Source organism: Streptomyces sp. NPDC048182 (assembly GCF_043202555.1).
GTDB lineage: Bacteria > Actinomycetota > Actinomycetes > Streptomycetales > Streptomycetaceae > Streptomyces.
In genome coordinates this window covers 94,248-120,315 of the sequence record NZ_JBIDAQ010000014.1, presented here as the reverse complement: position 1 = coordinate 120,315, position 26,068 = coordinate 94,248, and the positions used below count along the sequence as shown (strand labels likewise).

Annotated in this window: 27 protein-coding genes and 1 tRNA gene; 14 read left to right on the top strand and 14 right to left on the bottom strand. The window is 74.0% G+C overall.

Annotated features, from left to right (window positions below):
- The first annotated feature begins 131 nt into the window (after positions 1-131).
- Entirely contained in the window at positions 132-1,118 is a 987-nt protein-coding gene (locus ACGFZL_RS25235) for a PAC2 family protein (protein WP_393694961.1), read from the top strand.
- A 64-nt stretch (positions 1,119-1,182) separates the two neighbouring features.
- Here ACGFZL_RS25235 and mshC read toward each other — a convergent pair whose 3' ends face one another.
- The 4 genes from mshC to ACGFZL_RS25215 form a co-directional block, all read right to left on the bottom strand.
- A complete protein-coding gene (mshC, locus tag ACGFZL_RS25230; protein ID WP_393694959.1) occupies positions 1,183-2,412 on the bottom strand; it encodes a cysteine--1-D-myo-inosityl 2-amino-2-deoxy-alpha-D-glucopyranoside ligase in 1,230 nt (409 codons plus the stop codon).
- Positions 2,413-2,525: 113 nt separating this feature from the next.
- Positions 2,526-3,380, bottom strand: coding sequence for an SCO1664 family protein (locus ACGFZL_RS25225; protein ID WP_393694957.1), 855 nt, complete (start codon positions 3,378-3,380; stop codon positions 2,526-2,528).
- Positions 3,344-3,934, bottom strand: a complete 591-nt coding sequence (locus tag ACGFZL_RS25220) for a DUF3090 domain-containing protein (RefSeq protein ID WP_355175518.1) — start codon at positions 3,932-3,934, stop codon at positions 3,344-3,346. Before ACGFZL_RS25220 ends, ACGFZL_RS25225 begins: the two co-directional genes overlap by 37 nt.
- 67 nt (positions 3,935-4,001) lie before the next feature.
- Positions 4,002-4,688, bottom strand: a complete 687-nt coding sequence (locus ACGFZL_RS25215) for a histidine phosphatase family protein (RefSeq protein WP_393694954.1) — start codon at positions 4,686-4,688, stop codon at positions 4,002-4,004.
- A 60-nt stretch (positions 4,689-4,748) separates the two neighbouring features.
- On the opposite strand from ACGFZL_RS25215, the gene corA reads away from it, so the two are divergent.
- Positions 4,749-5,744 carry a magnesium/cobalt transporter CorA gene (corA, locus tag ACGFZL_RS25210; RefSeq protein WP_355175516.1) on the top strand — a complete coding sequence of 332 codons (996 nt, stop codon included), beginning with the start codon at positions 4,749-4,751 and terminating at the stop codon, positions 5,742-5,744.
- Positions 5,745-5,757: 13 nt separating this feature from the next.
- Here the strand turns inward: corA and ACGFZL_RS25205 are convergent, their stop codons facing one another.
- Both ACGFZL_RS25205 and ACGFZL_RS25200 read right to left on the bottom strand, forming a co-directional pair.
- Positions 5,758-6,546, bottom strand: coding sequence for a ferritin-like domain-containing protein (locus tag ACGFZL_RS25205; protein WP_393694952.1), 789 nt, complete (start codon positions 6,544-6,546; stop codon positions 5,758-5,760).
- A gap of 224 nt (positions 6,547-6,770) precedes the next feature.
- A complete protein-coding gene (locus ACGFZL_RS25200; RefSeq protein ID WP_355175514.1) occupies positions 6,771-7,826 on the bottom strand; it encodes an LLM class F420-dependent oxidoreductase in 1,056 nt (351 codons plus the stop codon).
- A gap of 163 nt (positions 7,827-7,989) precedes the next feature.
- Here ACGFZL_RS25200 and ACGFZL_RS25195 point away from each other — a divergent pair, with 163 nt between their 5' ends.
- Both ACGFZL_RS25195 and ACGFZL_RS25190 read left to right on the top strand, forming a co-directional pair.
- Positions 7,990-8,976 (top strand): aldo/keto reductase, encoded by a 987-nt coding sequence (locus ACGFZL_RS25195; protein ID WP_393694950.1) that lies wholly within the window; start codon positions 7,990-7,992, stop codon positions 8,974-8,976.
- Between the two features lie 38 nt (positions 8,977-9,014).
- Positions 9,015-11,453 (top strand): helix-hairpin-helix domain-containing protein, encoded by a 2,439-nt coding sequence (locus ACGFZL_RS25190; RefSeq protein WP_393695064.1) that lies wholly within the window; start codon positions 9,015-9,017, stop codon positions 11,451-11,453.
- Positions 11,454-11,474: 21 nt separating this feature from the next.
- On the opposite strand, the gene ACGFZL_RS25185 is transcribed toward ACGFZL_RS25190, so the two are convergent.
- On the bottom strand, positions 11,475-12,221 hold the full coding sequence (locus ACGFZL_RS25185) for a hypothetical protein (RefSeq protein WP_393694948.1): 747 nt from the start codon (positions 12,219-12,221) through the stop codon (positions 11,475-11,477).
- Positions 12,222-12,268: 47 nt separating this feature from the next.
- On the opposite strand from ACGFZL_RS25185, the gene ACGFZL_RS25180 reads away from it, so the two are divergent.
- The gene (locus ACGFZL_RS25180) at positions 12,269-12,457 is read left to right on the top strand and encodes a DUF5703 family protein (RefSeq protein ID WP_355175511.1); all 189 of its coding nucleotides are present in this window, start codon (positions 12,269-12,271) and stop codon (positions 12,455-12,457) included.
- A 16-nt stretch (positions 12,458-12,473) separates the two neighbouring features.
- On the opposite strand, the gene ACGFZL_RS25175 is transcribed toward ACGFZL_RS25180, so the two are convergent.
- The 3 genes from ACGFZL_RS25175 to ACGFZL_RS25165 form a co-directional block, all read right to left on the bottom strand.
- The gene (locus tag ACGFZL_RS25175) at positions 12,474-13,373 is read right to left on the bottom strand and encodes a chaplin family protein (protein ID WP_393695062.1); all 900 of its coding nucleotides are present in this window, start codon (positions 13,371-13,373) and stop codon (positions 12,474-12,476) included.
- A 136-nt stretch (positions 13,374-13,509) separates the two neighbouring features.
- Positions 13,510-13,743, bottom strand: a complete 234-nt coding sequence (gene chpH / locus ACGFZL_RS25170) for a chaplin ChpH (protein ID WP_355175510.1) — start codon at positions 13,741-13,743, stop codon at positions 13,510-13,512.
- 168 nt (positions 13,744-13,911) lie between these two features.
- Positions 13,912-15,240, bottom strand: coding sequence for a M20/M25/M40 family metallo-hydrolase (locus ACGFZL_RS25165; protein ID WP_393694945.1), 1,329 nt, complete (start codon positions 15,238-15,240; stop codon positions 13,912-13,914).
- Positions 15,241-15,414: 174 nt separating this feature from the next.
- On the opposite strand from ACGFZL_RS25165, the gene ACGFZL_RS25160 reads away from it, so the two are divergent.
- Together ACGFZL_RS25160 and ACGFZL_RS25155 are read left to right on the top strand one after the other, a co-directional pair.
- Positions 15,415-15,502: transfer RNA gene (locus tag ACGFZL_RS25160), tRNA-Leu, on the top strand.
- Positions 15,503-15,552: 50 nt separating this feature from the next.
- Positions 15,553-15,936: a YchJ family protein gene (locus ACGFZL_RS25155; protein WP_393694943.1), complete on the top strand. Its 384-nt coding sequence runs from the start codon at positions 15,553-15,555 to the stop codon at positions 15,934-15,936.
- 14 nt (positions 15,937-15,950) lie between these two features.
- On the opposite strand, the gene ACGFZL_RS25150 is transcribed toward ACGFZL_RS25155, so the two are convergent.
- On the bottom strand, positions 15,951-16,652 hold the full coding sequence (locus tag ACGFZL_RS25150; RefSeq protein WP_393694941.1) for a FadR/GntR family transcriptional regulator: 702 nt from the start codon (positions 16,650-16,652) through the stop codon (positions 15,951-15,953).
- A 137-nt stretch (positions 16,653-16,789) separates the two neighbouring features.
- On the opposite strand from ACGFZL_RS25150, the gene ACGFZL_RS25145 reads away from it, so the two are divergent.
- Both ACGFZL_RS25145 and ACGFZL_RS25140 read left to right on the top strand, forming a co-directional pair.
- Positions 16,790-17,317, top strand: coding sequence for a gluconokinase (locus ACGFZL_RS25145; RefSeq protein WP_355175506.1), 528 nt, complete (start codon positions 16,790-16,792; stop codon positions 17,315-17,317).
- Positions 17,318-17,361: 44 nt separating this feature from the next.
- Positions 17,362-18,759 carry a gluconate:H+ symporter gene (locus ACGFZL_RS25140; RefSeq protein ID WP_393694939.1) on the top strand — a complete coding sequence of 466 codons (1,398 nt, stop codon included), beginning with the start codon at positions 17,362-17,364 and terminating at the stop codon, positions 18,757-18,759.
- A gap of 78 nt (positions 18,760-18,837) precedes the next feature.
- Here the strand turns inward: ACGFZL_RS25140 and ACGFZL_RS25135 are convergent, their stop codons facing one another.
- Together ACGFZL_RS25135 and ACGFZL_RS25130 are read right to left on the bottom strand one after the other, a co-directional pair.
- Positions 18,838-20,382 carry an APC family permease gene (locus ACGFZL_RS25135; RefSeq protein ID WP_393694937.1) on the bottom strand — a complete coding sequence of 515 codons (1,545 nt, stop codon included), beginning with the start codon at positions 20,380-20,382 and terminating at the stop codon, positions 18,838-18,840.
- Positions 20,383-20,421: 39 nt separating this feature from the next.
- Complete coding sequence (locus ACGFZL_RS25130; RefSeq protein WP_393694936.1) at positions 20,422-21,369, bottom strand: hypothetical protein; 948 nt, start codon at positions 21,367-21,369, stop codon at positions 20,422-20,424.
- 307 nt (positions 21,370-21,676) lie between these two features.
- Between ACGFZL_RS25130 and ACGFZL_RS25125 the strand changes: the two genes are divergently transcribed.
- The 4 genes from ACGFZL_RS25125 (at position 21,677) to ACGFZL_RS25110 (ending at position 23,949) form a co-directional block, all read left to right on the top strand.
- On the top strand, positions 21,677-22,576 hold the full coding sequence (locus ACGFZL_RS25125; RefSeq protein ID WP_393694935.1) for a DMT family transporter: 900 nt from the start codon (positions 21,677-21,679) through the stop codon (positions 22,574-22,576).
- A 15-nt stretch (positions 22,577-22,591) separates the two neighbouring features.
- On the top strand, positions 22,592-23,095 hold the full coding sequence (locus tag ACGFZL_RS25120) for an NUDIX hydrolase (protein WP_393695060.1): 504 nt from the start codon (positions 22,592-22,594) through the stop codon (positions 23,093-23,095).
- A gap of 150 nt (positions 23,096-23,245) precedes the next feature.
- Positions 23,246-23,638 (top strand): DUF202 domain-containing protein, encoded by a 393-nt coding sequence (locus tag ACGFZL_RS25115; protein WP_355175500.1) that lies wholly within the window; start codon positions 23,246-23,248, stop codon positions 23,636-23,638.
- Entirely contained in the window at positions 23,635-23,949 is a 315-nt protein-coding gene (locus ACGFZL_RS25110) for a DUF202 domain-containing protein (RefSeq protein WP_355175526.1), read from the top strand. The genes ACGFZL_RS25115 and ACGFZL_RS25110 overlap by 4 nt, the downstream gene beginning before the upstream one ends.
- Before the next feature lie 11 nt (positions 23,950-23,960).
- Here the strand turns inward: ACGFZL_RS25110 and ACGFZL_RS25105 are convergent, their stop codons facing one another.
- Complete coding sequence (locus ACGFZL_RS25105) at positions 23,961-24,890, bottom strand: NADP-dependent oxidoreductase (protein WP_393694932.1); 930 nt, start codon at positions 24,888-24,890, stop codon at positions 23,961-23,963.
- A gap of 155 nt (positions 24,891-25,045) precedes the next feature.
- Between ACGFZL_RS25105 and ACGFZL_RS25100 the strand changes: the two genes are divergently transcribed.
- A complete protein-coding gene (locus ACGFZL_RS25100; protein WP_393694930.1) occupies positions 25,046-26,068 on the top strand; it encodes a phosphotransferase family protein in 1,023 nt (340 codons plus the stop codon).

Here is a 26,068-nt window from a genome sequence, read left to right as displayed (position 1 = left end):
GGCCGGGGGTTCCTGCCGCCGTTCCGGGGGCAGTGATCCGTTCACTCCCCCGTGCGAGGGGGCTGCGGCCGGTACCCGCGCACGCCGTAAGGTTGGGGGGTACGTGAGGGCACGTCGGAAGGAGGCGCTGGGTGATCGAGCTCGAGGGGGTGCCCGAGCTGATCGACCCGGTCATGGTGGCCGCGTTCGAGGGCTGGAACGATGCGGGCGACGCCGCCTCCACCGCGGTCGCGCACCTGGACCGGGAGTGGAAGGGCGAGGTCTTCGCGGCGCTGGACGCGGAGGACTACTACGACTTCCAGGTGAACCGCCCCACGGTGTTCCTGGAGGGCGGCGTCCGCAAGATCACCTGGCCGACGACCAGACTCTCGGTGGTCCGTGTCGGCGGCGACAAGCCGCGCGACCTGGTCCTCGTCCGGGGCATCGAGCCGTCCATGCGCTGGCGTTCGTTCTGCAACGAGCTCCTCGGCTTCGCCCATGAGCTGGGCGTCGAGCTGGTGGTCGTCCTGGGCGCCCTGCTCGGCGACACCCCGCACACCCGGCCGGTGCCGATCAGCGGGACCACGTCGGACGCCGAGCTGGCCGGCCGGATGGGCCTGGAGGAGACCAAGTACGAGGGGCCCACGGGCATCGTGGGCATCCTCCAGGAGGCGTGCACGCACGCCGGGGTGCCGGCCGTGTCGCTGTGGGCGGCGGTGCCGCACTACGTGTCCCAGCCGCCTAATCCGAAGGCCACCCTGGCGCTGCTGAACCGCCTGGAGGATTTGATCGGCGTGCGCGTGCCGCTGGGCGAGCTGGCGGAGGACGCGCGCGCCTGGCAGGTGGGCGTGGACCAGCTGGCCGCCGAGGACAGCGAGGTCGCCGAGTACGTGCAGTCCCTTGAGGAGGCGCGGGACACCGCGGAGCTGCCGGAGGCGTCGGGCGAGGCCATCGCCCGCGAGTTCGAGCGCTATCTGCGCCGCCGGGACGGCGGTTCGGGTCCGGGCGGGCACGCCACGGCGGACGGCACGGACGGACCGCCGGGGGCGCCGTATCTGCGGGACAACCCGGGCGGCCGGACCCGGCCGCCGAAGCCGCCGATGGCGGGCGGGGACGACGAGGAGTCGTCGGAGGAGTAGGACCGGAGCATGCGACGAGGGGCGCCTCCGTGGCGGGAGGCGCCCCTCGTGCGTGCCCGGTGCTCTAGAGCGCGACGCCGAGCAGTGCGTCCACCGCGCGGGAGACGAGGCCGGGAGCGCCGGTGTCCGTGCCGCCGCTCTCCTGCTGGCGGGCGGCCCAGCGGTCGACCGCGGCGAGCGCGGCCGGCGAGTCGAGGTCGTCGGCGAGGGCCGCGCGGATCTCCTCGACCAGGTCGTCGGCGGGCGGGCCGTCGGGCCGGGAGACCGCGGCCCGCCAGCGGCCGAGCCGCTCGACGGCCTCCGGGAGGACCTGGTCGGTCCACTCCCAGTCGGCGCGGTAGTGGTGGGCGAGGAGGGTGAGGCGGATGGCGGCGGGGTCGACGCCGTCGCGGCGCAGCGCGGAGACGAAGACGAGGTTGCCCTTGGACTTCGACATCTTCTCGCCGTCGAGCCCGACCATGCCGGCGTGGACGTACGCCTTGGCCATGGGGAACTCGCCGGTGATGACCTGGGCGTGCGAGGCGCCCATCTCGTGGTGCGGGAAGGCCAGGTCGGAGCCGCCGCCCTGGACGTCGAAGCCCATCCCGAGGTGGTCCAGGGCGATGGCCACGCACTCGATGTGCCAGCCGGGGCGCCCGCGGCCGAGTGAGGCGCCGTCCCAGCTGGGCTCGCCCTCGCGGGCGGCCGTCCACAGCATCGGGTCGAGCGGGTTCTTCTTGCCGGGGCGGTCCGGGTCGCCGCCGCGCTCGGCGGACAGCAGCCGCATGGCCGCCGCGTCGAGGTGGGAGACGCCGCCGAAGTGGGGGTCGGACTCCACGGAGAAGTACACGTCGCCGTCGAGGTCGTAGGCCGCGCCCGCGTCCCGCAGCCGCTCCACCAGCGGGACGATGCCGGGTATGGCCTCCACGGCGCCTATGTAGTGCCGTGGCGGGAGCATGCGCAGCGCGGTCATGTCCTCGCGGAAGAGGGCGGTCTCCTGCTCGGCGAGGGCGGTCCAGTCGACGCCGTCGCGCTGGGCCCGCTCCAGGAGGGGGTCGTCGACGTCGGTGACGTTCTGGACGTAGTGCACCTGGCGTCCGGTGTCGAGCCACACGCGCTGCACGAGGTCGAACGCGTTGTAGGTCGCCGCGTGCCCCATGTGGGTGGCGTCGTACGGCGTGATGCCGCAGACGTAGAGGCGGGCGACGGGACCGGGGACGAGGGTGACGGCGCCGCCGGTCGCGGTGTCGTGGATCCTCAGGTCGCGGCCCTGACCAGGCAGGGCGGGGACCTCGGAAGCGGGCCAGGCATGCATGTCATGAGCGTAACCGCAGGGTCGTGGCGGGCACGAACCGGACCGGGACGGATGGCCGGTCCGGCACTCTTGCGCCGCGCCGCCCGGTACGCGTATGTGCGTGTGGGGCCGGGCTACACCGGCGGCCAGGGGATGGCCGGCCACTCGCCGGTCGGCTCCGGGTGCCGGCCCGCGGCCAGCAGGGCGGCGACCCGCGCGCGCGTGGCGTCGAGTTCGGCGGGGGTGATCAGGGTGCCGAGGCGGGCGGCGAGGGGCGCGCCGTCCTTGAGCGCCTGTCCCAGGGCGTCCAGGACCGTCAGGGCCTCCCCGGTCAGCGGCTCGCCCGCCCAGCCCCACAGCAGGGTCCTGAGCTTGTTCTCGGCGTGGAAGCTGACACCGTGGTCGATGCCGTAGAGCCGCTCGCCGGCCGCGGGCAGCAGGTGGCCGCCCTTGCGGTCGGCGTTGTTGATGACGGCGTCGAGGACCGCAAGCCGGCGCAGTCGCTCGTCGTCGGCGTGCACGAGCAGCGCCGTCTCCCCCTCGCCGACCTCGGCGAGGCCGATCGCCTTCCAGCCGGGCGGGGGTTCCTCCTCGGCCACCAGGGCGAGCAGCTCGGTGTCCGGCACGGCCTCGATCCACAGCTGGCACATGCCCTCGCCGTGCGGCCCCTCGCGCAGCACGGTGGGCGGCACCAGGTCCCAGCCGGTGGCGTCGGAGACCTCGAAGGCGGCGACCTCGCGCTGGGCGAGGGTGCCGTCGGGGAAGTCCCAGAGCGGGCGCTCGCCGGCGACCGGCTTGTAGACGCAGGCCGCCTCCTGGCCGTCGAGGCGCACCGTGCAGTACAGCGCGGCGTTGGAGGCGTCGGGGATGCGGCCGCGCACGGTCAGCTCGCCGTCGGCGAGGAGCCGGACGGCCGCCGCGCCGGTGCCCGGCCCGTCATCCGTTCCGGTGCTCACGCTCCGCGGCGGTATCCGTTCTGGCGCGGACATACGTGTCCTTCCGGGTCGAGCGGGAGGCTGCACAGGGGGCAGGGCGGGCGCCCCGCGTTGACGACGTCGAGGGCGCGCTTGGCGAACGCCCGGGCCTGCGCGCCGGTGAGGCGGACCCGGAGCATCGGCGGGCCGTTCTCCTCGTCCTGGAGCATCCGCTCCTCGGCCTCGGCCAGGTCCTCCTCGGACTCGGCGTCCAGCTCGACGAGCGCCTGCGCCTCGACGATCATGCGCTGGTCGTCGCCGTCCCAGGCCAGGGCCATGGTGCCGACCCGGAACTCCTCCTCGACGGGGGTGTCGAGGGGGGCGGTGTCGGCGCCGTCGGTGGGGGCCACGGCGGGCACGACGGTGCTGCCGCCGCTGCGCCGTACGACCTCGTCGAGGAGTTCGTCCATGCGCTCGGCGAGCGCGGCGACCTGGGTCTTCTCCAGGGCCACGCTGGTCACCCGGGCGCCGGCGATGGCCTGCAGGAAGAAGGTACGGCGCCCGGGCAGGCCGACCGTACCGGCCACGAAACGTTCCGGCTGGTCGTAGAGGAACACCTGACGGGACACGTCCTGTCTCCATGGGATGCGTTGAACGGGTGGTGCTGCGACCGCTTCACCCTACTGCGGCCGACGATCACGGTGCGCCCGCGCCGCCCCCGACCGCGCCGTCGTCCTGCCGGGGCTCCTCGCGCGGGGCCAGCGAGGCGAAGTCGCCGGTGTCGCCGAGGCGCACGAGGTAGGGGCGCAGCCGGGTGTAGCGGATCGCGGTGACCGAGCACGGGTCGACCGACACGCGCTGGAAGAGGTCGAGGTGCAGGCCGAGCGCGTCGGCGACCAGGGACTTGATGATGTCGCCGTGGGAGCACATCAGGTAGACGGCGTCGGCGCCGTGGTCGCGCTCCACGCGCGCGTTCCACTCGCGCACCGCCTCGGCGGCGCGGGTCTGCATGGCGCGCATGGACTCGCCGCCGGGGAAGGCCGCCGCCGAGGGGTGCGCCTGGACGACGTCCATCAGGGGCTCGTCCTTCAGCTCGGCGAGCTTGCGTCCGGACCAGTCGCCGTAATGGCACTCCCCTATGCGCTCGTCGGTGTGCGCCCGCAGCCCGGGGCGGGCGTCCAGGAGCGGCCTGATCGTCTCCTGGCAGCGCTGGAGGGGGCTGGTGACGATTTCGGCGAGGGGCAGCTCGGACAGCCGGCCGGGCAGCGCGGCGGCCTGGGCGGCCCCGCGCTCGTCGAGGGCGACACCGGGCGTCCAGCCGGCGAGTACCCCCTCGGTGTTGGCGGTGGACCGTCCGTGCCTAACCAGGATCAGCGTGGGCATGCGGCCAGGGTAGGCCCATGACGTGACAAGGGCGTCGGGACGAGAGGGAGAGCACGTTCGGTGATCGTCGACTGCGGCATCTATCGGGACGGGCACCGCACGGACGGGCCCGAGGACTTCTCCGACGCGCTCGGCGAGGCCAGGGCCTCGGGCGGCTTCGTGTGGATCGGCCTGCACGAGCCGACCGAGGACGAGTTCGAGCTGGTCAGCCAGGAGTTCGGGCTGCACCCGCTGGCCGTGGAGGACGCCCTGAAGGCGCACCAGCGGCCCAAGCTGGAGGTGTACGAGGACTCGCTGTTCGCGGTGCTCAAGCCGGTGGTCTACGAGCAGGAGAGCGACACCGTCTCCAGCGGCGAGGTCATGATCTTCCTGGGCGACGCCTTCGCGGTGGTGGTCCGGCACGGTGACGGCGCCCCGCTGAAGGCGGTGCGGCGCCGCCTGGAGCAGGAGCCGGAGCTGCTCGGCAAGGGGCCCACGGCGGTGCTGTACGCGATAGCCGACGCCACCGTGGACCACTACCTGGACGTGGCGGTGGAGCTCCAGACGGACCTGGAGGAGCTGGAGGCCGAGGTCTTCTCGCCGGACGGCGGCGGCTCGCGGCACACCGCGTCGCGGATCTACGGCTTCAAGCGGCAGGTCCTGGAGTTCCGCCGGGCGACCGGGCCGCTGGGCCCGCCGCTGGCGCGGCTGGCCGGGACGGGCGCCGCGGGCCCCGGGGTGCCGTTCGTGAACGACAAGGCGCGGCCGTTCTTCCGGGACGTCAGCGACCATCTGATGCGGGTCAACGAGTCGGTGGAGGGCCTGGACCGGCTGGTGACGGACGTGCTGTCGGCGCATCTGGCGCAGATGAGCGTCCGGCAGAACGACGACATGCGCAAGATCTCCGCGTGGGCGGCCATGGCCGCGGTCCCGACGATGATCGCGGGTGTCTACGGCATGAACTTCGAGCACATGCCGGAGCTGCGCTGGGTGTGGTCCTACCCCGCGGTGATCGCCCTGATGGCGGCCCTGGAGGTGCTGCTGTACGGCCTTTTCAAGCGCCGGGGCTGGCTGTAACGGGCCCCTGAGGTCAGGCGACCTCGGGAGCGGGCGTGGCCGGGCCGCCGAGGGCGTCGCGGCGCTCGGGCATCCGCAGGGTGACCATGCGGCGCCAGCCGCCGAGCCGCTCGGCGGCGTAGACCGCGCGGATGCCGGCCGCGAGCAGCGCCGACTTCGCCCGCGGCCAGCCCAGGACGCGCCCCATGTGGGCCATCACCGCGAGGCTGACGTCCCGGTAGACGCGGATCTCGGCGAGCGCGCACTCCCGCAGCGTGCGCTGGATGTACCGGCCGTGCCCGGCGGCGGCGAAGCGCAGCAGCTCCTCGTGGCTGTAGGCGAGGTGGTTGTCCTCATCGGCCGAGATCATGCGCACGGCTCGGCCGATGTCCGGGTGGTCGGCGAAGTACCGGCGCAGCATGGCCATCTGGTCGGCGGCGCGCTGCTCGGTGACCCTGCTGTGCGCGAGGTAGGTGATGACGTCGGCCACGGTGAGCGCCTGGTCGGCCTGGAGCTTCTCGTGCGCGAGGCCGATGCCGTGCCGCTCCAGGAGCATGGTGTAGTCGGTCTCCGGGGGGACCGGGACGGGTTCGAGGCCGCGCTTCTTGAGCAGGGCTTGGAAGATGCGCCCGTGCTTGTCCTCGTCGGCGCCGTGCCGGGTGATCTTGGGGGCGAGGGCGCGCTCGCTCTCGGGGACCAGCGCGGCGATGCGCGCGTTCTCCCAGCCGCCCTGCGACTCGCCGCTGGCCGCGATGGAGCAGAAGAGCCGGAACGACTCGTCGTGGTCGAGGATCTCCTGGAACAGGCTCTTCGCCGAAAGCATCGGGGGCACCCTCTCTGCCGCTGCCGGTTCGCGGTCGCCGGAAGACGAGTCAAGTGCGGGTGCGGGGCGGCGGCAACAGGGGCGCGGGAGGACTGCGCCGAACGAAGGAGGGCGGGGCGGGCGCGAAGGCGTAACCATCGGGTGGGGGCGCGCGTTGTCCCGCGTGACGGCCGTGGCGGGGAAGACCCCCGAGCCCCCACCACGGCCGCAGAGCTTCCGGCCGGTCAGGCCAGTCCGGCGCGCTCCAGGGCCTCCGTGCCGGCGCGCAGCGCGGCGAGCCGCTCGTCCAGGGTGAAGCCCGCGGGGGCGAGGGTGAGGGTGGTGACGCCCGCGGCGGCGTAGGCCTTCATCCGGTCGGCGATGCGGTCGACGGAGCCGAGCAGGGTGGTCTGGTCGATCAGGTCGTGCGGGATCGCCGCGGCGGCGCCCTCCTTGTCGCCGGAGAGGTACTTGTCCTGGATCTCGGCGGCCTCCCGCTCGTAGCCCATGCGCTGGGCGAGCTGGTTGTAGAAGTTCTGCTTGCGGCTGCCCATGCCGCCGACGTACAGCGCGGTGTAGGGGCGGAAGGTGTCGGCGAGCGCGGCGACGTCCTTGTCCTCGCCGAGGGCGAGCGGCAGCGTGGGGCAGATGTCGAAGCCGTCGAGGGTCAGGCCGGCCTTCTCGCGCCCGGCGCGCAGGTGCCGGACGGCGGTCTCCTCCAGGTGGTCGGCGGAGGGGAAGATCAGCAGGGCGCCGTCGGCGATCTCGCCGGTCTGCTCCAGGTTCTTCGGGCCGATGGCGGCGATGTACAGCGGGATGTGCTCGCGCTGCGGGTGCACGGTGAGCTTGAGCGGCTTGCCGGGGCCGCCGGGCAGCGGCAGCGTCCAGTGCGCGCCCTCGTAGGACAGGCGCTCGCGGGTCATCGCGCGGCGGACGATCTCGACGTACTCGCGGGTGCGGGCGAGCGGCTTGTCGAACTTCACGCCGTACCAGCCCTCGGAGACCTGGGGTCCGGAGACGCCGAGGCCGAGGCGGAAGCGGCCCTGGGAGAGGGAGTCGAGGGTGGCGGCCGTCATGGCGGTCATCGCGGGCTGGCGGGCCGGGATCTGGAAGATGGCGGAGCCGACGTCGATGCGCTCGGTCTGGGCGGCCACCCAGGTCAGGACGGTGGCCGCGTCGGAGCCGTACGCCTCGGCGGCCCAGCAGACGGCGTACCCGAGCCGGTCGGCCTCCTGGGCGACGGCCAGGTTGTCCGCGTCCATTCCGGCACCCCAGTAGCCGAGGTTGATCCCGAGCTGCATCGCCGATTCCCCTTACTGATCAGTAACGTCCGTGGTGCCCCGACCTTAGCGCGGGGGGTGCCGGGGCGTAAGCCGTGGGCCGCGCCACCTGGGCTCGTCCGTCGCCGATCCGGTTGTCCACAGGCCCCCACGGGTGAAGGCGTGGCCAGTAGTGTCGGCGTCCATGGAGCAGAGGCATCTCGGCCGCAGCGGCCTGCGCGTGTCCCGGATCGGGCTCGGCACCCTGACCTGGGGCCGGGACACCGACGAGCATGCCGCGGCGGAGCTGCTGAAGACCTTCTGGGAGGCCGGCGGCACCCTCGTGGACACGGCGGACGTGTACGGGGACGGGGAGGCCGAGTATCTGCTCGGACGGCTGATGGAGGGCCTGGTGCCCCGGCGGGACCTGGTGATCTCCACCAAGGCGGGCAGCGTGCCCGACCCGGAGCGCCCCGTCGACGCCTCGCGCGGCCATCTGCTCTCCGCGCTCGACGCGTCCCTCGCCCGGCTCGGCACGGACCATGTCGACGTCTGGCACCTGCACGCCTGGGACCCGGACACCCCGCTGGAGGAGACGCTGCACGCCCTGGACCTGGCGGTGAGCAGCGGCCGGGCGCGCTACGCGGGGGTGGCGGGCCTGAGCGGCTGGCAGTTGGCCAAGGCGGCGACGTGGCAGCTGGCGGCGCCGGGGGCGCGCAACCGGCTGGCGAGCACGCAGATGGAGTACTCCCTGCTGCAGCGGGGCGTCGAGCGCGAGGTGCTGCCCGCGGCCCTCGACCTCGGGGTGGGCCTGCTGCCGTCCTCGCCGCTGGGGCGCGGGGTGCTGACCGGCAAGTACCGCAAGGACGAGGCCCCGGCGGACTCGCGCGGCGCCTCGGAGCACATGGCCCGCTTCGTCGCGCCCTACCTGGACGACACGGCCGGGCACATCGTGGACGCGGTGGCGACGGCGGCCGACGGCCTCGCGGTGACCCCGCTCCAGGTGGCACTGGCCTGGGTGCGCGACCGGCCCGGCGTGGTCGCGCCGGTGGTCGGGCCGCGCAACGCGCGGCAGCTCTCGGCCGCGTTGTCAGTGGAGACCCTTAGTCTTCCTGACGAGATCCGCAGGGCGCTGGACGACGTGTCGGCGCCCGTGCACCGCTATCCCGATCACGACTGGAGCACGCTGTGAGCACGGAGCCCGACCCCGCGGGGGCCGCAGACGAGGCCATGGGCGCCGGGGAGCCCGGCCGGGATCCCGCGGAGGGTGCGGGGGCGGCGCCCGGAAGCGGGGGCTCGGAGGCACCGGAAGGCGGCGAGGCCGAGGGGCCGGAGGCCGGGGGTGAGGGCCGGGAGGCGGCGCCCGAAGGCGACGAGGGGGCCGGGCAGCGGTCCGAGGCCGACGAGCCGGGGACGGCGCAGGAAGGCGACGGGGCCGCGACCGGGGACGAAAGTCACGACGCGGCGCCCGAAGGCGACGGGGCCGCGACCGGGGGCGGCAGGCGCGACGCGGCGCCCGAAGGCGACGAGGGGGCCGGGCAGCGGTCCGAGGCCGACGGGCCGGGGACGGCGCCGGAAGGCGGCGGGGCGGCGACCGGGGATGGGAATGACGAGGCGGCGCCCGAGGGCGGGGCCTCGCAGGCGTCCGAGGCGGAGGCCGAGTTGGCGGCTCAGCGGGTCGAGCGGGAGCGGATCGCCCGGCGCAGGGCCGAGCGGCAGGGGCCGATCGACAGCGGGGGCAAGCTGAGCGGCAGCGCCGCCGACCTGCTCGCCGCCGTGCGCGCCGTGGAGGGCGGGGCGAAGCCGCCGGCCACGGTCATGGGCGACCCCGCGCCCGCGCCGCGCCGGCCCGCCCCTGAGCCGGAGCACCGGCCGCGTCCGGTGGCGGCCGCGCAGCAACCCGCCGTTCCGGCAGGTCCGGCCCCGGAGGCGGTCCGCGCGGTGTCCGGGGTGCTGGCGGAGGGCGGCGCCCCGGAGGCGCTGGCACCGCAGACGGCGGCGCTGCTCGGCGAGGGCGCCGAAGAGGCGCTGCGCGCGGACCCGTGGCTGCTGCTCCGGGTCGCCGGAGTCCGTCCCGAGCAGGCCGACTCCTTCGCCCGGGCGCTGCTCGGCGCGGAGTGCCGGCCGGACGACGAGCGGCGCGGCCGGGCCGTCACCGTGTGGCTCCTGGAGCAGGCCGCCCTGAGCGGGCACACCGCCCTGGAGCTGCCCCGGCTGACGGAGGCGCTGGAGCGGCTGGGCGTGCCCGAGCCGGGCTCCGCCGTGCAGGGCACGCTCGCCGAGGGCGAGGCGCTGGCCTTCCAGGACGCGCTGGAGGAGCGGGGCGAGGCTCGCGGGCGGAGCGGCCAGGAGGGCGGCCAGGAGGACGGCGAGGAGGAGCGCCCGGTCCGGGTGCTGGTCGGCCTGGAGCGGTACGCGCTCGCGGAGGAGAGCCTCGCCGACGGGCTGGCCCGGCTGGCCAACTCGGTGCCCGAGCGGGGCGCCCCGGCGGCCGACTGGGAGGCGTCCGCCGGGGCGGCACAGGGCGCCGGAGCCGACCTGATCCGCGCGGTGGCCGGCCACGGCCTGGTCCTGCACACCGGCGGCGAGGCGTCCCTGGCGGAACCGGCGGCCCTGCTGGGCGCGGCGCGGGCCCTCGGGCTGCGCGCCTGGGCCGCCGCGCCCGGTCCGCTGGGCCGGGACCGGTTCGCCGCCCTGCTGGCGGGCGGCGCGGCGGGCGCCGTCACCGTGGCCGACCTGCTGGCCGGGACCGAGGGCCCCGGTCGGGACGCCGACGGGGCGCTGGACCTGGACCTGCTGGTGGTCGCCGACGCGCCGCAGCTGGACGTGGAGACCGGGGCGCTGCTGGCGGAGTCGCTGCCGGACGGGGCGCGCCTGGTGCTGGCCGGCGACCCGGCCGTGCTGTGGTCCGCGGGCCCCGGGCGGGTCTTCGCCGACCTGCTGGCGGCGCGGATCTGCCCCCAGATCGCCTCGCGGCGGCCGGACCCGGGACCGCTCGGCGAGCTGGTCTCCGGCGTCGGCATCGGCGAGCTGGCCCAGGTCGAGGCGCCCGGCAAGGAGGTCGTGATCGTGCCGGTCCGGGACGCGGGCGAGGCCGTGCACCGCACCGTGCAGCTGGTCGCGGAGTCGGTGCCGCGCGCCTTCGGCGTCCCCGCCGAGGAGACCCTGGTCATCACGCCGGGCCACGGCGGCGCGGCGGGCACCCGGGCGCTGAACGCGGCGCTGAAGGAGCGCCTCAACCCCGGCCCCGGCCGGTTCGGCGGCTTCGACCCCGGCGACCGGGTCGCCCACTCCCCCGCGCCGGGCCGCGTGCGGCCGGGCCGGGTGACGGCGGCCGACGCGGACGGGCTGCATCTGTCCTGCGCGGGCGCGGAGGTCGTGGTGCCCAGGGAGCGGGTGGAGCAGACGGTGCGGCACGGCTGGGCGCTCACCGCGCACCAGGCGGCGGGCGGTCGCTGGCCCGCCGTGGTCGTGGTACTGCCCGGCGACGCCGCGGGGGCCCTCAGCCGCCCCTGGGTCTACACGGCCTTCGGCCGGGCCGCCCGGCACTTGTCCGTGGTGCAGGGCGCCGAGCAGGCGCTGCCCCGCGCGGTGGCCGAGGTCCCGGCCGCGCCGCGCACGACGCGGCTGCCGGTGCTGCTGGCTCCGCCGGTCGCCGAGGAGGGCTGACGCGGGTCCGCGCCCCGTGGCTCAACGCCCGGCGCCGGGCCGCTCCAGCTTTCCGTCGTCCCCGTCCAGGTCGGTGTCGAGATCGGTGTCCAGGTCGGTGCCGAGGCCGCCGGCGAGGCCGTCCTCCAGGGCCGCCACCGCGTCGCCCTCGTCCTCGTCGTCGAACTCGTCGTCGAAGACGGCGCTGATGTCGAAGCGGCAGACGATGCGCTGCGGGTCGGCCTGTTCGAACGGGGCCTCCAGCCACTCCCCCGGCTCGGCGGGTTCGTCGGCGGCCGTCACCCAGAGCGTGGAGTCGCCCTCCTCCAGGCCGAACTCCTTGTGCCGCGAGGCGATCTCGTCCGCCTCGTACTCGCCGAACAGGATGCCGAGCGCCCCGTGCACGGTGCCCGAGACATCCGTGTCCGTGCTGCCGGGCTCCGCCGCCTCGACCCGGCGGGCCTGCGCCATCAGCCGCTGCGGTTCCGCCACCGCGTAGTCCCGCCGGATCAGCACGCTCACCGCGCTCGGCTCCTCCGGCCCGGTGTACGGGGGCAGGGAGTCGTCCGCGCCGGGGATCTCGAAGGGGGTCACCTCGTCGTAGCGGTCGTAGAGCAGTTCGTCGTACGTCTCCGCGGCTGCGGCGAGCTGGTTGAACGCCTCGTAGACGGCCGGGTCGTCCTCCCCCGACCGGCGCTCGACCGCCGCCAAGTGGCGGTCGAGCGCTGTCTTGACCGCCTCGGCGGCGGCGCGTACCTCGGCAGCGGTGGGCTGCGCAGCATCAGACATAGTGCAGACGCTATCCGTACCGGGCCCCAGCCCGCACAATAGATGCGATGCCGGAATACGAATTTGTCGACGTGTTCGTCCCGCGCGGGGTCTCCCGCAGGGAGACGACGCGTCTGCTGACGGACCATGCCGAGTACGGACACTGGGAGTTGTACCGCCTGAGCCTGCTGCGCGACGGCAGCCGCAGGGTGCGGCTGCGGCGCCGGATCATCCGCCAGGTACGCGCCACCTGGTGACCCCTCCCGCAGGGGGTCAGGCCGCGGGGCGGGCCTTGCGGTAGAGCACCGCGCCCGCGAGCACGGCGCCCGCGCTGATCGGCAGCGTGAGGCCGATGGGCAGGCTGCTGCCGGTCTCGGCGAGGTGCCGCCCGGCCGGGGAGGCGACGCCGGCCGACGCCACGGGATGGCCGGTGGTACCGGTCGCGGGCCGGGCGGAGGTGCCGGGGTTGCTCGGCTGGGCGGGAGTGCCGGGGTGGCCCGGCTGAGTGGGAGTACCGGGGTGGCCGGGGGTTCCAGGCGTCCCCGGGTGGCCGGGGGTCCCCGGAGTTCCAGGATGGCCGGGCGTGCCCGGATTCCCAGGCGTTCCGGGGTGCCCGGGGTTGCCCGGAGTGCCTGGGTGCCCAGGCGTCCCCGGGTGACCCGGCGTACCGGGATGACCGGGAGTTCCCGGCGTCCCCGGGTGACCCGGTGTTCCGGGGTGCCCCGGCGTCCCCGGATGGCCCGGCGTGCCGGGGTGGGAGCCCTTGCCCCCGTCGGCGCAGGTGTTGCCCGTCGTCGGGTTCAGGGCGCCGATGACGTCGATGCTGTTGCCGCAGACGTTCACCGGCGCGTGCACCGGCACCTGGACCGTGTTGCCGGAGCCGACGCCGGGTGAGCGGGTGGCGCGGCCCGCGGCGTGGGCGCCCGTGTGACCGCCTGAGGCACACGCGTTGCCCGTCGCCGGGTTGAGGAGGCCGACGACGTCGACCGTGTTGCCGCACACGTTCACCGGCACGTCCACCGGCACCTGCACGGTGTTGCCGGACAGCACGCCGGGCGAGCCGGTGCTCGATCCGTGCGCCCCCGAGTCGGCGTGCGCCGCCCCGCTCGCGGCGGCGATCACTCCGGTGGCCGCCGCCACCGTCATCAGTCCCTTGCGGGTGACCTGTCGCATCTCCTGCATCCCCTCCGTCGTCCCCAGAATCCGTGTCGTCCGTGTTCGTCTTCGCCCCCCCCAAGTCCGCCGGCCCCGGGCGCGTGGCGCGCTCCGGGGCCGGCGGACTCAGGACCTCATGGGGCGGGGCACCGCGTCACTTGTTGACGCAGGCGTTGCCGAAGGCGGGGTTGAGCAGGCCGATCACGTTGATCGTGTTGCCGCAGACGTTCACCGGGATGTGCACCGGGACCTGGACCACGTTGCCGGACAGGACACCCGGCGACTGCACGGCGGCACCCTGGGCACCGGCGTCGGCGGCGGCGATGCCCGCGCCCGCGAGAACGAGTCCACCCGTGGCGGCGGCAGCGGCGACGACCTTCTTGAGCATGGTTCCTCCTGGTTGACAGTTGACTTAAGGCGACCCCGTGCTTGCTGGTCGCATCACCTGTAACGAGGAGGGAGTAATCGGGCTACGAGCTTATGAGCGCATTCATCCTTCCCGGTTCCTCACCGCACGCCTGGCCGATTCCCCGCCCAGGAGACACACAGCTCGCGCTCAGGAGGCGTCGATGAAGCGGTCGAGGACCCGGACGCCGAACTTGAGGCCGTCCACCGGCACCCGCTCGTCCACGCCGTGGAACATGCCGGCGAAGTCCAGCTCGGGCGGCAGCTTGAGCGGCGCGAAGCCGAAGCCGCGGATGCCGAGGTCGTCGAAGGACTTGGCGTCGGTGCCGCCGGACAGCATGTACGGGACCGCCTTGGCCGCCGGGTCCTCCGCGACCAGCGCGGACTGCATGGCGTCGACCAGCGCCCCGTCGAAGGTCGTCTCCACGGCCTTGTCCGAGTGCACGTCCTCGCGCCGCACCTTCGGACCGAGGATGCGGTCCAGGTCGGCGAGGAACTCCTCCTCGTGCCCGGGCAGGAACCGCCCGTCGACGTGCGCGGTGGCCTCGCCCGGGATGACGTTGACCTTGTACCCGGCGCCGAGCTGCGTCGGGTTGGCGGTGTTGCTGAGCGTGGCGCCGATGAGCTTGGCGATGCCGCCGAGCTTGGCGAGGGTGCCCTGCATGTTCTCGGGTTCGAGGTCGGTGCCGAGCGCGTCGCCCAGCTCGTCGAGGAAGGCCCGGGTGGTCTTGGTGACCCGCACCGGGAACGTGTGGCGGCCCAGGCGGGCGACGGCCTCCGACAGCTCGGTGATGGCGTTGTCCCGGTGGATCATCGAGCCGTGTCCGGCGGTGCCGGCCACGGTCAGCTTCATCCAGTGCATGCCCTTCTCGGCCGTCTGGATCAGGTAGAGCCGGCGCTGCTCGCTCACGGTGAAGGAGAAGCCGCCCACCTCGCTGATCGCCTCGGTGACGCCCTCGAAGAGGTCGCGGTGGTGGTCGACCAGGTATCGGGCGCCGTACGTGCCGCCGGCCTCCTCGTCGGCGAGGAAGGCGAGGACGATGTCCCGGGGCGGCTTGCGCCCGCTGCGCAGCCGGTCGCGGACGACCGCGAGGGTCATGGCGTCCATGTCCTTCATGTCGACCGCGCCGCGCCCCCACACGCACCCGTCGGCGACCTCGCCGGAGAAGGGGTCGTGGGTCCAGTCGTCCGCGTTGGCGGGGACGACGTCGGTGTGGCCGTGGATGAGCAGCGCGGGCCGGGACCGGTCCTCGCCCTCGATCCGGGCCACGGTGGACGCGCGTCCGGGGTGGGACTCGAAGATCTTCGGCTCCAGGCCCACCTCGGCGAGCTTCTCGGCGACGTACTCGGCCGCCTCGCGCTCTCCCGGGCCCGAGTGGTCGCCGTAGTTGCTGGTGTCGATCCGGATCAGCTCGCGGCAGAGGTCGACGACCTCGTCCTCGCCGGTGAGGTTCTTCCCGGCCGTGCCCGACTCGCTCACGTGCTTCCTCCCGCTGTCACTGCTGGTGGGCCGCTGGTGGGTCCCCTGGTGGGTTCCCCTCTCATCCTCCTCCCCCGTCCGCCCCGGCCCAAGGGCAGGGTGATCGGCCACCCCCGAAAGCCTGGTAATGTTTACGTCGTCGCCACGGGCCACGACCCACGCGACAGACACCTTGTCCGGGTGGCGGAATGGCAGACGCGCTAGCTTGAGGTGCTAGTGCCCTTTATCGGGCGTGGGGGTTCAAGTCCCCCCTCGGACACCACACGAAGACCCCTGCTGAGCAGGGGTCTTCGGCGTTTTGGAGGGGGGACAATGGCCTACATGACGACGCGCCCCTGCCCCTGCGGACTGCCCGAGCCCTACGACGGCTGCTGTGGCCGGTTCCATGCGGGTGCCGCCGCCGCGCCGACCGCCGAGACCCTGATGCGCTCGCGTTACAGCGCCTTCGTCACGGGGGACGCCGGCTACCTGCTCCGCACCTGGCACCCGGGGACGCGGCCCGAGCGCCTCGACCTCGATCCGGGGATGCGGTGGACCGGCCTGGAGATCCTCGGCACCGGCGGCGGCTCGGCCTTCCACAGCACCGGGACGGTGACCTTCCGGGCGTCCTACCGGGGCGGCTCGCTGCACGAGCGCAGTCGGTTCGAGCGGGCCGGCGGGGCGTGGGTGTACGTCGACGGCGAGTTCCTGCCGTAGGGCTTCCAGGGCGCTCAGGGCGCCAGGATGTCCAGCTCCTTGAGCGCCCCCACGGTGATCTCCCGGGTCAGCGCCTCCGCGCGCACCGCGTCGCCCGCGCGCACCGCCTCGGCGACCCGGACGTGCAGGGTGACGGCGGCCGGGTCGGGGTCCTCGAACATCACGTCGTGGTGGGTGCGCCCGGTCAGCACCTCGGCGACGACGTCGCCGAGCCGGGCGAACATCTCGTTGCCGGAGGCGCCGAGGACGACGCGGTGGAAGGCCACGTCGTGGCGGAGGTACCCCTCGAGGCGGTGGCCGCGCGAGTGGGCGACCATGCCGAGGGCGCACTCGGTCAGCTCGGCGCACTGCTGCGCGGTGGCGTGGGTCGCGGCCAGAGCGGCGGCGACCGGCTCGACCGCGGAGCGCAGCACGGTCAGGGAGCGCAGCTGCCGGGCGCGGTCGGCGCCGGCCAGGCGCCAGCGGATGACCTGCGGGTCGTAGACGTTCCACTCGCGCTCGGGCAGGACGGTGACGCCGACGCGGCGGCGCGAGGCGACCAGGTGCATGGATTCCAGGACCCGGACGGCCTCCCGCATCACCGAGCGTGACACCTCGAAGCGCTGCGCGAGCTCGTCGGTGCGCAGGACACTGCCCGCGGGGTACTCGCCCGCTGTGATGGCGGGCCCGAGGGTGTCCAGGACACGGCCGTGCAGCCCTCGGCCCGGTGTGCTCATGCACTCAGCGTACGGGGCGGATCACCGGATGAAAAAGTCAGACTTATATGTCACAGACTCTTGAATTAGTCGTACCTAATGGGTTTCAGTGGCGTCGACATCAGGTGTCGACGAAGACAGCAGACAGCGAGAGCACGATGCAGCAACCGCAGACCCCGCACGTCGTCGTGGTCATGGGCGTGGCGGGCACCGGGAAGACCACCATCGGTCCCCTGCTCGCCGCCCGGCTCGGCGTCCCCTACGCCGAGGGCGACGACTTCCACCCGCCGGCCAACATCGCCAAGATGACGGCCGGCACCCCGCTCACCGACGAGGACCGCCGGCCCTGGCTGGACGCCATCGGCGGCTGGGCGCACGGGCGGGCGGGGCTCGGCGGGGTGGTCAGCAGCTCGGCGCTCAAGCGCGCCTACCGCGACCGCCTGCGGCTGGCCGCACCCGGCGTCGTCTTCGTGCACCTGACCGGCAGCCGCGAGCTGATCGCGGACCGGATGTCGCACCGCCAGGGGCACTTCATGCCGACGGCCCTGCTCGACTCCCAGTTCGCCACGCTCCAGCCGCTGGAGGCGGACGAGGCGGGGGTCGCGGTGGACGTCGCCGGATCGCCGGAGGAGATCGCCGAGCGGGCGGCGGACGCCCTGAAGGCCCTCCCCGAGCCGGTGCGGTAGCCCCCGCCCCACCTCTCCCCCGTCCCCACCACTAGGAACCCACCGTGACCAGACTCAGCGTCGAGATGCTGGCAGCGGACACCGCCGAGCCGATCACCTCCGCCGGCCATGCCCAGCTGGGCATCGCCGTGCTGTTGGGCATCGCCGTCATCGTCCTGCTCATCACCAAGTTCAAGCTGCACGCCTTCCTGGCGCTGACCATCGGCTCGCTCGCGCTCGGCGCGTTCGCCGGGGCACCGCTTGACAAGGTCATCACCAGTTTCACCAGCGGCCTCGGCGACACCGTCGCCGGTGTCGGCGTGCTGATCGCGCTCGGCGCGATCCTCGGCAAGATGCTCGCCGACTCCGGCGGCGCCGACCAGATCGTGGACACCATCCTCGCCAGGGCGACCCCGCGGTCGATGCCGTGGACGATGGTGCTGATCGCCTCCGTGATCGGGCTGCCGCTCTTCTTCGAGGTCGGCATCGTGCTGCTGATCCCGGTCGTGCTGATGGTGGCCAAGCGCGGCAACTACTCCTTGATGCGCATCGGCATCCCGGCGCTGGCCGGCCTGTCCGTGATGCACGGCCTGATCCCGCCGCACCCCGGCCCGCTGGTGGCGATCGACGCGGTCGGCGCCAACCTCGGCGTGACGCTGGCCCTCGGTGTGCTGGTCGCCATCCCGACGGTGATCATCGCCGGGCCGGTGTTCTCGAAGTTCGCGGCTCGCTGGGTCGACGTCCCGGCCCCCGACCGGATGATCCCGCAGCGCGCCTCGGAGGACCTGGAGCGGCGTCCGGGCTTCGGCGCGACGCTGGCGACGATCCTGCTGCCGGTGGCGATGATGCTCGCCAAGGCCCTGGTGGACATCGTCGTCGACGACCCCGACCACCTGGTGCAGCGCGTCTTCGACGTGATCGGCGCGCCGCTGATCGCCCTGCTCACCGCGGTGATCGTCGGCATCTTCACGCTGCTGCGGCCCGCCGGGTTCGCCAAGGACCGGGTCTCGGGCCTGGTGGAGAGGGGCCTCGCGCCCATCGCGGGCATCCTGCTCATCGTCGGCGCGGGCGGCGGCTTCAAGCAGACGCTCATCGACTCCGGTGTGGGCCAGATGATCCTGGAGATCTCCAAGGACTGGTCGATCCCGGCGCTGCTGCTCGCCTGGCTGATCGCGGTGGCCATCCGCCTTGCCACCGGCTCGGCGACGGTGGCGACCGTCTCGGCGGCCGGTCTGGTGGCGCCGCTGGCGGCCGACATGTCGACCGCCCACGTGGCCCTGCTGGTCCTCGCCATCGGCTCCGGCTCGCTGTTCTTCAGCCATGTCAACGACGCCGGGTTCTGGCTGGTGAAGGAGTACTTCGGGCTGAGTGTGGGGCAGACGATCAAGACCTGGTCGGTGATGGAGACGATCATCTCCGTCGTCGCGGGGGCGCTGGTCCTGCTGCTGTCCCTGATCATCTAGCCACCGCGGACACGCGTACGGCCCCGGTGCCCGGCCCATGAGGCCGGGTGCCGGGGCCGTCGGCGTCCGGGGGCCGGGTCAGTCGGTGCTCTCCGCCGCCTTGTCCAGCTGGAACGCCTCGTTGCCCTGGCCGATGCGGGCGTGCCGTTCGGGGGCGCGGGAGCGCATGACCAGGCCCTGCACGGCGCCGCCGACCGCGGCGAGGGCGATGATGCCGGGCAGCACCCAGCTCAGCGTCGAGCCGGGCCCGGCGCCGACGAGGACGTCGAAGTCCTTGACCGTGTAGCCGGCGATCACCAGCAGGGCGAGGCCCGCGAGGACGGAGGTGACCAGGCGCACGCCCTGGGCGCCGGCCGCGCCGCGGCGGACGAAGAAGGCGACCACGGAGAAGGAGGCGGCGGCCATGAGCACGATCACGCCGAGGGCGCCGATGTTGCCGCCCCAGGTGAACAGGTGCAGGACCGGCGCGGTCGGGTCGCCGGTGGGCTTGTCGTCGGCGATCGCGAAGCCGATGACCACGACGGCCGAGATGGCGGTCTGGAGCAGCGAGCCGGTGCCGGGCGCGCCGCTCGCGTCGCTGGTGCGGCCGAAGGTGCGGGGCAGCAGGCCCTCGCGGCCCATGGCGAAGGCGTACCGGGCGACGACGTTGTGGAAGCTGAGCAGGGCCGCGAACATGCCGGTGACGAAGAGGACGTGCAGGACGTCGGTGAAGGTGTCGCCGAGCCGGGACTCGGTCAGTCCGAACAGCAGCCCCGCGCTCTGCTCCTGCGAGGCGCCGACGATCTTCGCGGGGCCGGTGGCGACGGTCAGGGCCCAGCTGCTCACCGCGAAGAAGACGGCGACGCCGGCGACCGCGAGGAACATCACGCGCGGCACCAGGACGTGCGGACGGCTGGTCTCCTCGGCGTAGACGGGCGCCTGTTCGAAGCCGAGGAAGGCGGCGATGCAGAAGCACAGCGCGGTGCCGACGCCCGCGCCGGTCAGGGTGTCCGGGTTGAAGGCGTGCAGCGAGAGCCCCTGGGGGCCCGGGTCGGAGACGACGGCGATGTCGAAGACGACGACGAGGACGACCTCGACCAGGAGCAGCACGCCGAGCACGCGCGCGTTGACGTCGATCTTCAGCAGGGCCAGGGCGCCGACCACCACGAGGGCCACCAGGGCCGGGATCCACCAGGCGACGTCGACGTCGGCGTAGGTGGCGAGCAGCCCGGAGACCTCGAAGCCGAGCAGGCCGTAGATGCCGACCTGGAGGGCGCTGTAGGCGACCAGGGCGACCAGGGCGGCGCTCGCCCCGGCGGTGCCGCCGAGGCCGCGCGAGATGTAGGCGTAGAAGGCGCCCGCGTTGTGGACGTGCCGGCTCATCTCGGCGTAGCCGACGCTGAACAGGACGAGGACGACGCCCAGGAGGACGAAGAGGAGCGGCTGGCCGACGATGCCCATCACGGCGAAGGTGGTGGGCATGACGCCGGCGACCACCATGATCGGGCCGGTCGCGGCGAGGACGGAGAGCAGCAGGCCGCCGGTGCCCAGGCGGTCGGCGCGCAGGGCCCGGTCCTGCCCCTTGAAGGTGTTGATGCCGCCGCCGGACGCGGGTCTGCTCGTGCGGGAACTGCCCAGGGTCATGACACGACCGTCCTCACTGTGGGTTCGGGGGGTTCTCGTTCAGGCCGTGCCGAGCGCGGCGGCGCGGGCGGCCTGGAAGGCGGGGTACGGATCGCGGTCCGGGTACGACCACGGGGCGGGGGTGGCGTGCGGGCCGATGCGGTGGAAGAGGGCCGCGGCCTCGGCGCCCCGCCCCTCGCAGGACTTGGCGTGGGCGAGGAAGTTCAGGTCGACCAGGCGGCGCGGGTGGCCGTCCTGCTCCCATTCCAGCCACCAGTCGAAGGCCGCCTTCATCACCAGCCGGGCGCGGCGCCCGGTCCAGTGTCCCGAGGCCGCCGGGTCGGCCGGCTCGTGGCCGGCGAGGGCGAGGACGCGGTACCGCTCGGCGTGCGCGATCACCGGCAGGACGGCCAGCGCGGAGTCGGCGGGGGCCTGTTCGGCGGCCCAGTTGGCGAAGTCGTAGACCTCGTGCAGCGGGTCGGGACCGGCCTCGGGGTGGCGTTCGGCGAGCCGGGCGACCATGAGGTGGTGGGCGTGGTGGTGGTCGGCGTACCGGCCGCGGACCATGTCGAAGACCCGGACCACCTCGTCCTCGGTGCCGAGCGCGCGCTCCAGGAGCAGCAGGCCGAGCCAGGGGGTCGGGTCGTCGGGGGCGAGGGCGGCGGCCCGGGCGCAGGCCCCGCGGGCCCCGTCCGGTTTCTCCTTGCCGCGCAGTGCGCGGTGCACCTGGGCGAGGGCGAGCAGCAGGGTGGCGTCGGCCGCGTCCGGCTCGGCGAGCAGCCACTCGCGGGCCCAGGCGGCGGTGTAGGGCTCCCTGGCGAGTACGGTGGCCCGGTGTCCGCGGCGGTCCCAGTCGTCGGTGTGGGCGAGCAGGGTGCGGGCGGACTGCCAGCGTCCCTGGGCGAGGGCCGCGCGGGCGGTGACGAGTTCGGCGTCGTCGAGGGCCGCGTCGAACGCCTGTGCCGGACGTCTGCGGCCGCGGCCCGGACGAGGTGGGGGTGGGGTCACCGCGGATTTTCCTCACGCGACGCGGTAGGTCGTCGGTAGCCGGTGATTGCCATGAACTGATCCGTGATTGCCATGAACTGATCACGGACAGCAAACCGGCAGCCAAGGCTTGGCGTCAAGGGCCGACGGCCCGTTACACGCGTCAACTTGTGGGATGCCAGGGGAACTTGCCACGTATGTGCCGCGCGGCCGGGCGGACCGTCACCCGGATGCGGGCACGTGTCCGGCAGCGCGCGCCCGCCGCCGTTAGAGTCGGGCCTACCCCGCCCCACCCCCACTCCTCGCGGCCACGATCGAGGTGCGCGGCATGTCGGTTCTGGTTCTGGTCCTCGCCGTGTGCGCCGCGTGCTGCCTGGGCTTCGGCTTCGTGCTCCAGCAGGACGCGGCGCAGCGTGCCCCGCTGGGCGACTTCCTCTCCCCCCGGCTCCTCCTCGACCTGGTGCGGGTGCCGAGCTGGCTGGCCGGCATGGGGCTGATGGTGGCCGGGATGGTGCTGGGCGCGGTCGCGCTGGGCGGCGGGCAGCTCAGCCTGGTCGAGCCGCTCCTCGCCACCAACCTGCTCTTCGCGCTCGGCCTCTCCCGCGCCCGGGCCGGCCAGCCGCTGGGGCGGCAGGGCTGGGCCGGGCTCGCGCTGCTCGCCGGCGGGGTGTCCGCGTTCATCGTGGCCGGTGAGCCGCGGGGCGGCGCGGTGGTGACCGACCCGGTGCGGCACTGGCTGATCATCGGACTGATGCTCGGCGCGGCGCTGCTGCTCACACTGTGCGCCGCGCGGTTCAGGCTGACCTGGGGGCCGGCCCTGCTCGGCCTGGCGGCCGGGCTGGCGTACGGGGTGCAGGACGCGTTGACGCGGGTCAGTGGGCGGCGGTTCTCCGCGGGGGGCCTGGTGGGGGTGCTGACGACCTGGCAGCCGTACGCGGTCGCGGTGCTCGGGGTGACCGGGGTGCTGCTGGTGCAGAGCGCCTTCGAGACGGCGCCGTTGCGGCGGTCGCTGCCCGCGCTGACGGCCGCGCAGCCGCTCGCGGGGATCGGCTGCGGGGTGGGGTTCCTCGGCGACCGGCTCCGCACCTCGGCCGGGGCGCTGGCCTGGGAGGCCGGTGGGCTGGCGGCCGTCGTCTGCGGGATCGTGCTGCTGGGGCTGCATCCGGCGCTGCCGCAGGGGGCGGTGGGCGAGGAAGAGGAGCGGGCGCCGTCGCTGGAGCGGGGGTGACGCTGCTTGGATGGGGTGATGAGCGCCGACGAGATTCTCGATGTCGTGGACGAGGACGACCTGGTGGTCGGGCGGGCCCGGCGGGGGGATGTGTACGCCGGGGGGTTGCTGCACCGGTGTGTGTTCGTGCGGGTGCGGGATGCGGCGGGGCGGGTGTTCGTGCATCGGCGTACCGCCGGGAAGCTGGTGTTTCCCTCCCTGCACGACATGTTCGTGGGCGGGGTGGTGGGGGCGGGCGAGTCCTATGACGACGCCGCGCTGCGGGAGGCGGAGGAGGAGCTGGGGGTCTCGGGGCTGGAGCGTCCCTCGTTCCTGTTCAAGTTCCTGTTCGAGGAGGGGGAGCGGCGGTGGTGGTCCGCCGTGTATGAGGTGCGGTGTGACATGCCGGTCTCGCCTCAGGTGGAGGAGGTGGCGTGGTGGGGTTTTCTCTCGGAGGAGGAGCTGTCGCGTCGGCTCGGTGAGTGGGAGTGGGTGCCTGACGGCTTGGCGGCGTATGAGCGGCTGCCGGCTCGTGGGTGAACGGCGTTCGTACGGTGCGGGCTGGGTGCGCGCGGAAGGAGCGGGCGGGAGTGCGTGCCCCAGGGGCGCGGGGAACTGCGCGACCGGCCACAACGTGCCCGCAGCCGACGGACGGCCGGCGCTCCGGGGCACGACGGTAGGGTCCTGGGCGTGAACGGATTTGTGCGAAACGTCCGGCTGTGGTTTGCGCCCGAGGGAGTTCGGAACGAAGGGCGGACGCCGGACTACCGGTTCTCGCTGGCCAACGAGCGGACGTTCCTCGCCTGGTTGCGGACCGCGCTCGCGCTCGTCGGGGGCGGGTTCGCGGTGGACCAGTTCCTGCCCGATCTGCCCCGGGGGTGGCGGGTGGGGCTGGCGCTCGCGCTGCTCGGGGCCGGGGTGCTGTGTGCGTTGCGGGCCGTGAACCACTGGGTGCGGTGCGAGCGAGCCATGCGGCGTGGGGAGGATCTGCCCGCCTCGCGGTTTCCCGCGCTGCTCAGCCTGGTGGTCGCCCTCGTCGCCGTGGTGATGGTCTTCGTGGTGGTCGTCGGCTGGGAGGGCTGACCGTGCCGCAGGACCCCGGGCTCCAGCCCGAGCGCACCCGGCTCGCCTGGCGCCGTACCACCCTGTCCGGCACCGTCGTCGCCGTGCTGGCGGGCAAGGCGGCGCTGAAGGACGGGGCCACCCCCGGCGCGCTGCTCGCCATCGCGCTGTGCTGCGTGCTCTGGCTGGGGTTCCTGTACCTCACCCACCGGCGGATCCGGGCCCTGGCCGCCCCGTCCGGCGAGCCCGTCGCCCTCTCCCCCGCGCACGCCGGCGCGGCGGTCCTGTGCACGGTGGCGCTGGCCTGCTGCGGTGCCGTCCTCGTGCTGTGACGCCAGGGGGTCTAATCCCGGTCGACCGTCACCACGATCTTTCCGCGCGTCCGCCCCTCCTGGCTCAGCCGGTGTGCCTCGGCCGCGCGTTCCAGCGGCAAGGTCTCCGAGAGGTGCACGCCCACCACGTCCTGCTCGACCAGCTCGGTCAGCCGGAGGAGGTCGGCGGCGTCGGGGCGGACGAAGCAGTACCGGCCCCCGTACTCGACGACGGACGGGTCGGCGATGGAGGCGAGGCGGCCGTCGGTGGCGAGCAGGTCGGCCGACAGGCGCAGGGTGTCGCCGCCGATCGTGTCGAAGACCGCGGCCACGCCCTCGGGGGCGAGGCCCCTGACCCGCTCGGCGAGGCCCTCGCCGTAGGACACCGGCTCGCCGCCCAGGCTCCGGACGTAGTCGTGGTTGCGCTCGCTCGCCGTGCCGATGACCCGCGCGCCCAGGTGCCGGCCCAGCTGGACGGCGACCGAGCCGACGCCGCCTGCGGCCGCGTGCACCAGGAGGGTCTCGCCGCGCGCGACGCCCAGCGCCCGCAGGACCTGGAAGGCGGTCAGGCCGGTCAGCGGCAGCCCCGCCGCCTCCGCGAAGGAGAGGTTGCGCGGCTTGCGGGCCAGGGTGCGCACCGGGGCGGCGACGTACTGGGCGAAGGTGCCGCGGGAGAGGAAGTCCTCGCGGACGTAGCCGATGACCTCGTCGCCGGCCGCGAACTCGGTGACCGCGGCGCCGGGCTCGACCACCACGCCGGAGACGTCCCAGCCCGGCACCACCGGGAAGACGGGCTGGAGGAGGGCGTCGAGGTGGCCCTCGCGGCACTTCCAGTCGACCGGGTTGACCCCGGCGGCCCGCACCTCCACCAGCACCGAGTCCGGGCCCACCCGGGGGTCGGGCACCTCCCCGTACTCCAGTACCTCGGGGCCGCCGTACCGTGCGTAGCTGATCGCCTTCATGGCTCCGACCCTCCGGCGTCGGCGGCTCCCGCGCAAGCGCGACGCGCGGGGACGCCGGTCGTGGCGCCGGTCACGTTCCGTCCCCCCTCTGGACGGCATACCGACCGGTCGGCATCATGAGTCGGGTACTGTTGCCTCGCTGCCAAGGAGCGCCGATGAGCCCCGACCACCCGCCTGGCCTGGATCTCGGCCGGCTGCGCACCCTGCTCGACCGGGAGCGGCCCGGCCTGGTGACCGGGTCCCTGTCCGGCCGGCTCATCGAGGGCGGGCGGTCCAACCTCACCTACGCGGTCTCCGACGGCACGGCCCGCTGGGTGGTCCGGCGTCCGCCGCTCGGCCATGTGCTGGCCACCGCGCACGACATGCGGCGCGAGCACCGGGTGATCAGCGCGCTGCACCCCACCGACGTGCCGGTGCCGCGCCCGGTGCTGCTGTGCGAGGACGAGGAGGTGCTGGGGGCGCCGTTCTACGTCATGGAGTACGTCGAGGGCACCCCGTACCGCACCGCCGCCCAGCTCGCCCCGCTCGGCCCCGAGCGCACCCGGGCCGCCGTGCTCGGCCTGGTCGACACGCTGGTGACCCTGCACGCGGTGGACCCCGCCGCGACGGGGCTGGCCGACTTCGGGCGGCCGGAGGGCTTCCTCGACCGGCAGCTGCGGCGCTGGGCCAAGCAGCTGGACGCCTCCCGCAACCGGGACCTGCCCGGCATCGACGAGCTGCACGCCGCGCTCGGCCGGGAGCTGCCCAGCTCCCCCGCGCCGACGGTGGTGCACGGCGACTACCGCCTGGACAACGTCCTGATCGGCGACGACGACCGGATCCGGGCCGTGCTCGACTGGGAGATGTCCACGCTCGGCGACCCGCTGACCGACCTGGGGCTGCTGGTCATGTACAGCCAGCCGATCGGGCTGCCCGGCTCGCCGGTGTCGACCACCGCCGAGGCCGCCGGCCACCCCTCGCCCGCCGAGCTGGTCGAGCGGTACGCCGCCGGTTCGGGCCGCGACGTCTCGGCCGTCGCCTGGTACACCGCCTTCGCCTGGTTCAAGCTCGCCGTGATCCTGGAGGGCATCCACTACCGCTACACCCTGGGCCAGACCGTCGGCGGCGGCTTCGACCGCATCGGCGACCTGGTGCCCGTCTTCATCGAGCACGGACTGACCACCCTTCAGGAGGGCTGA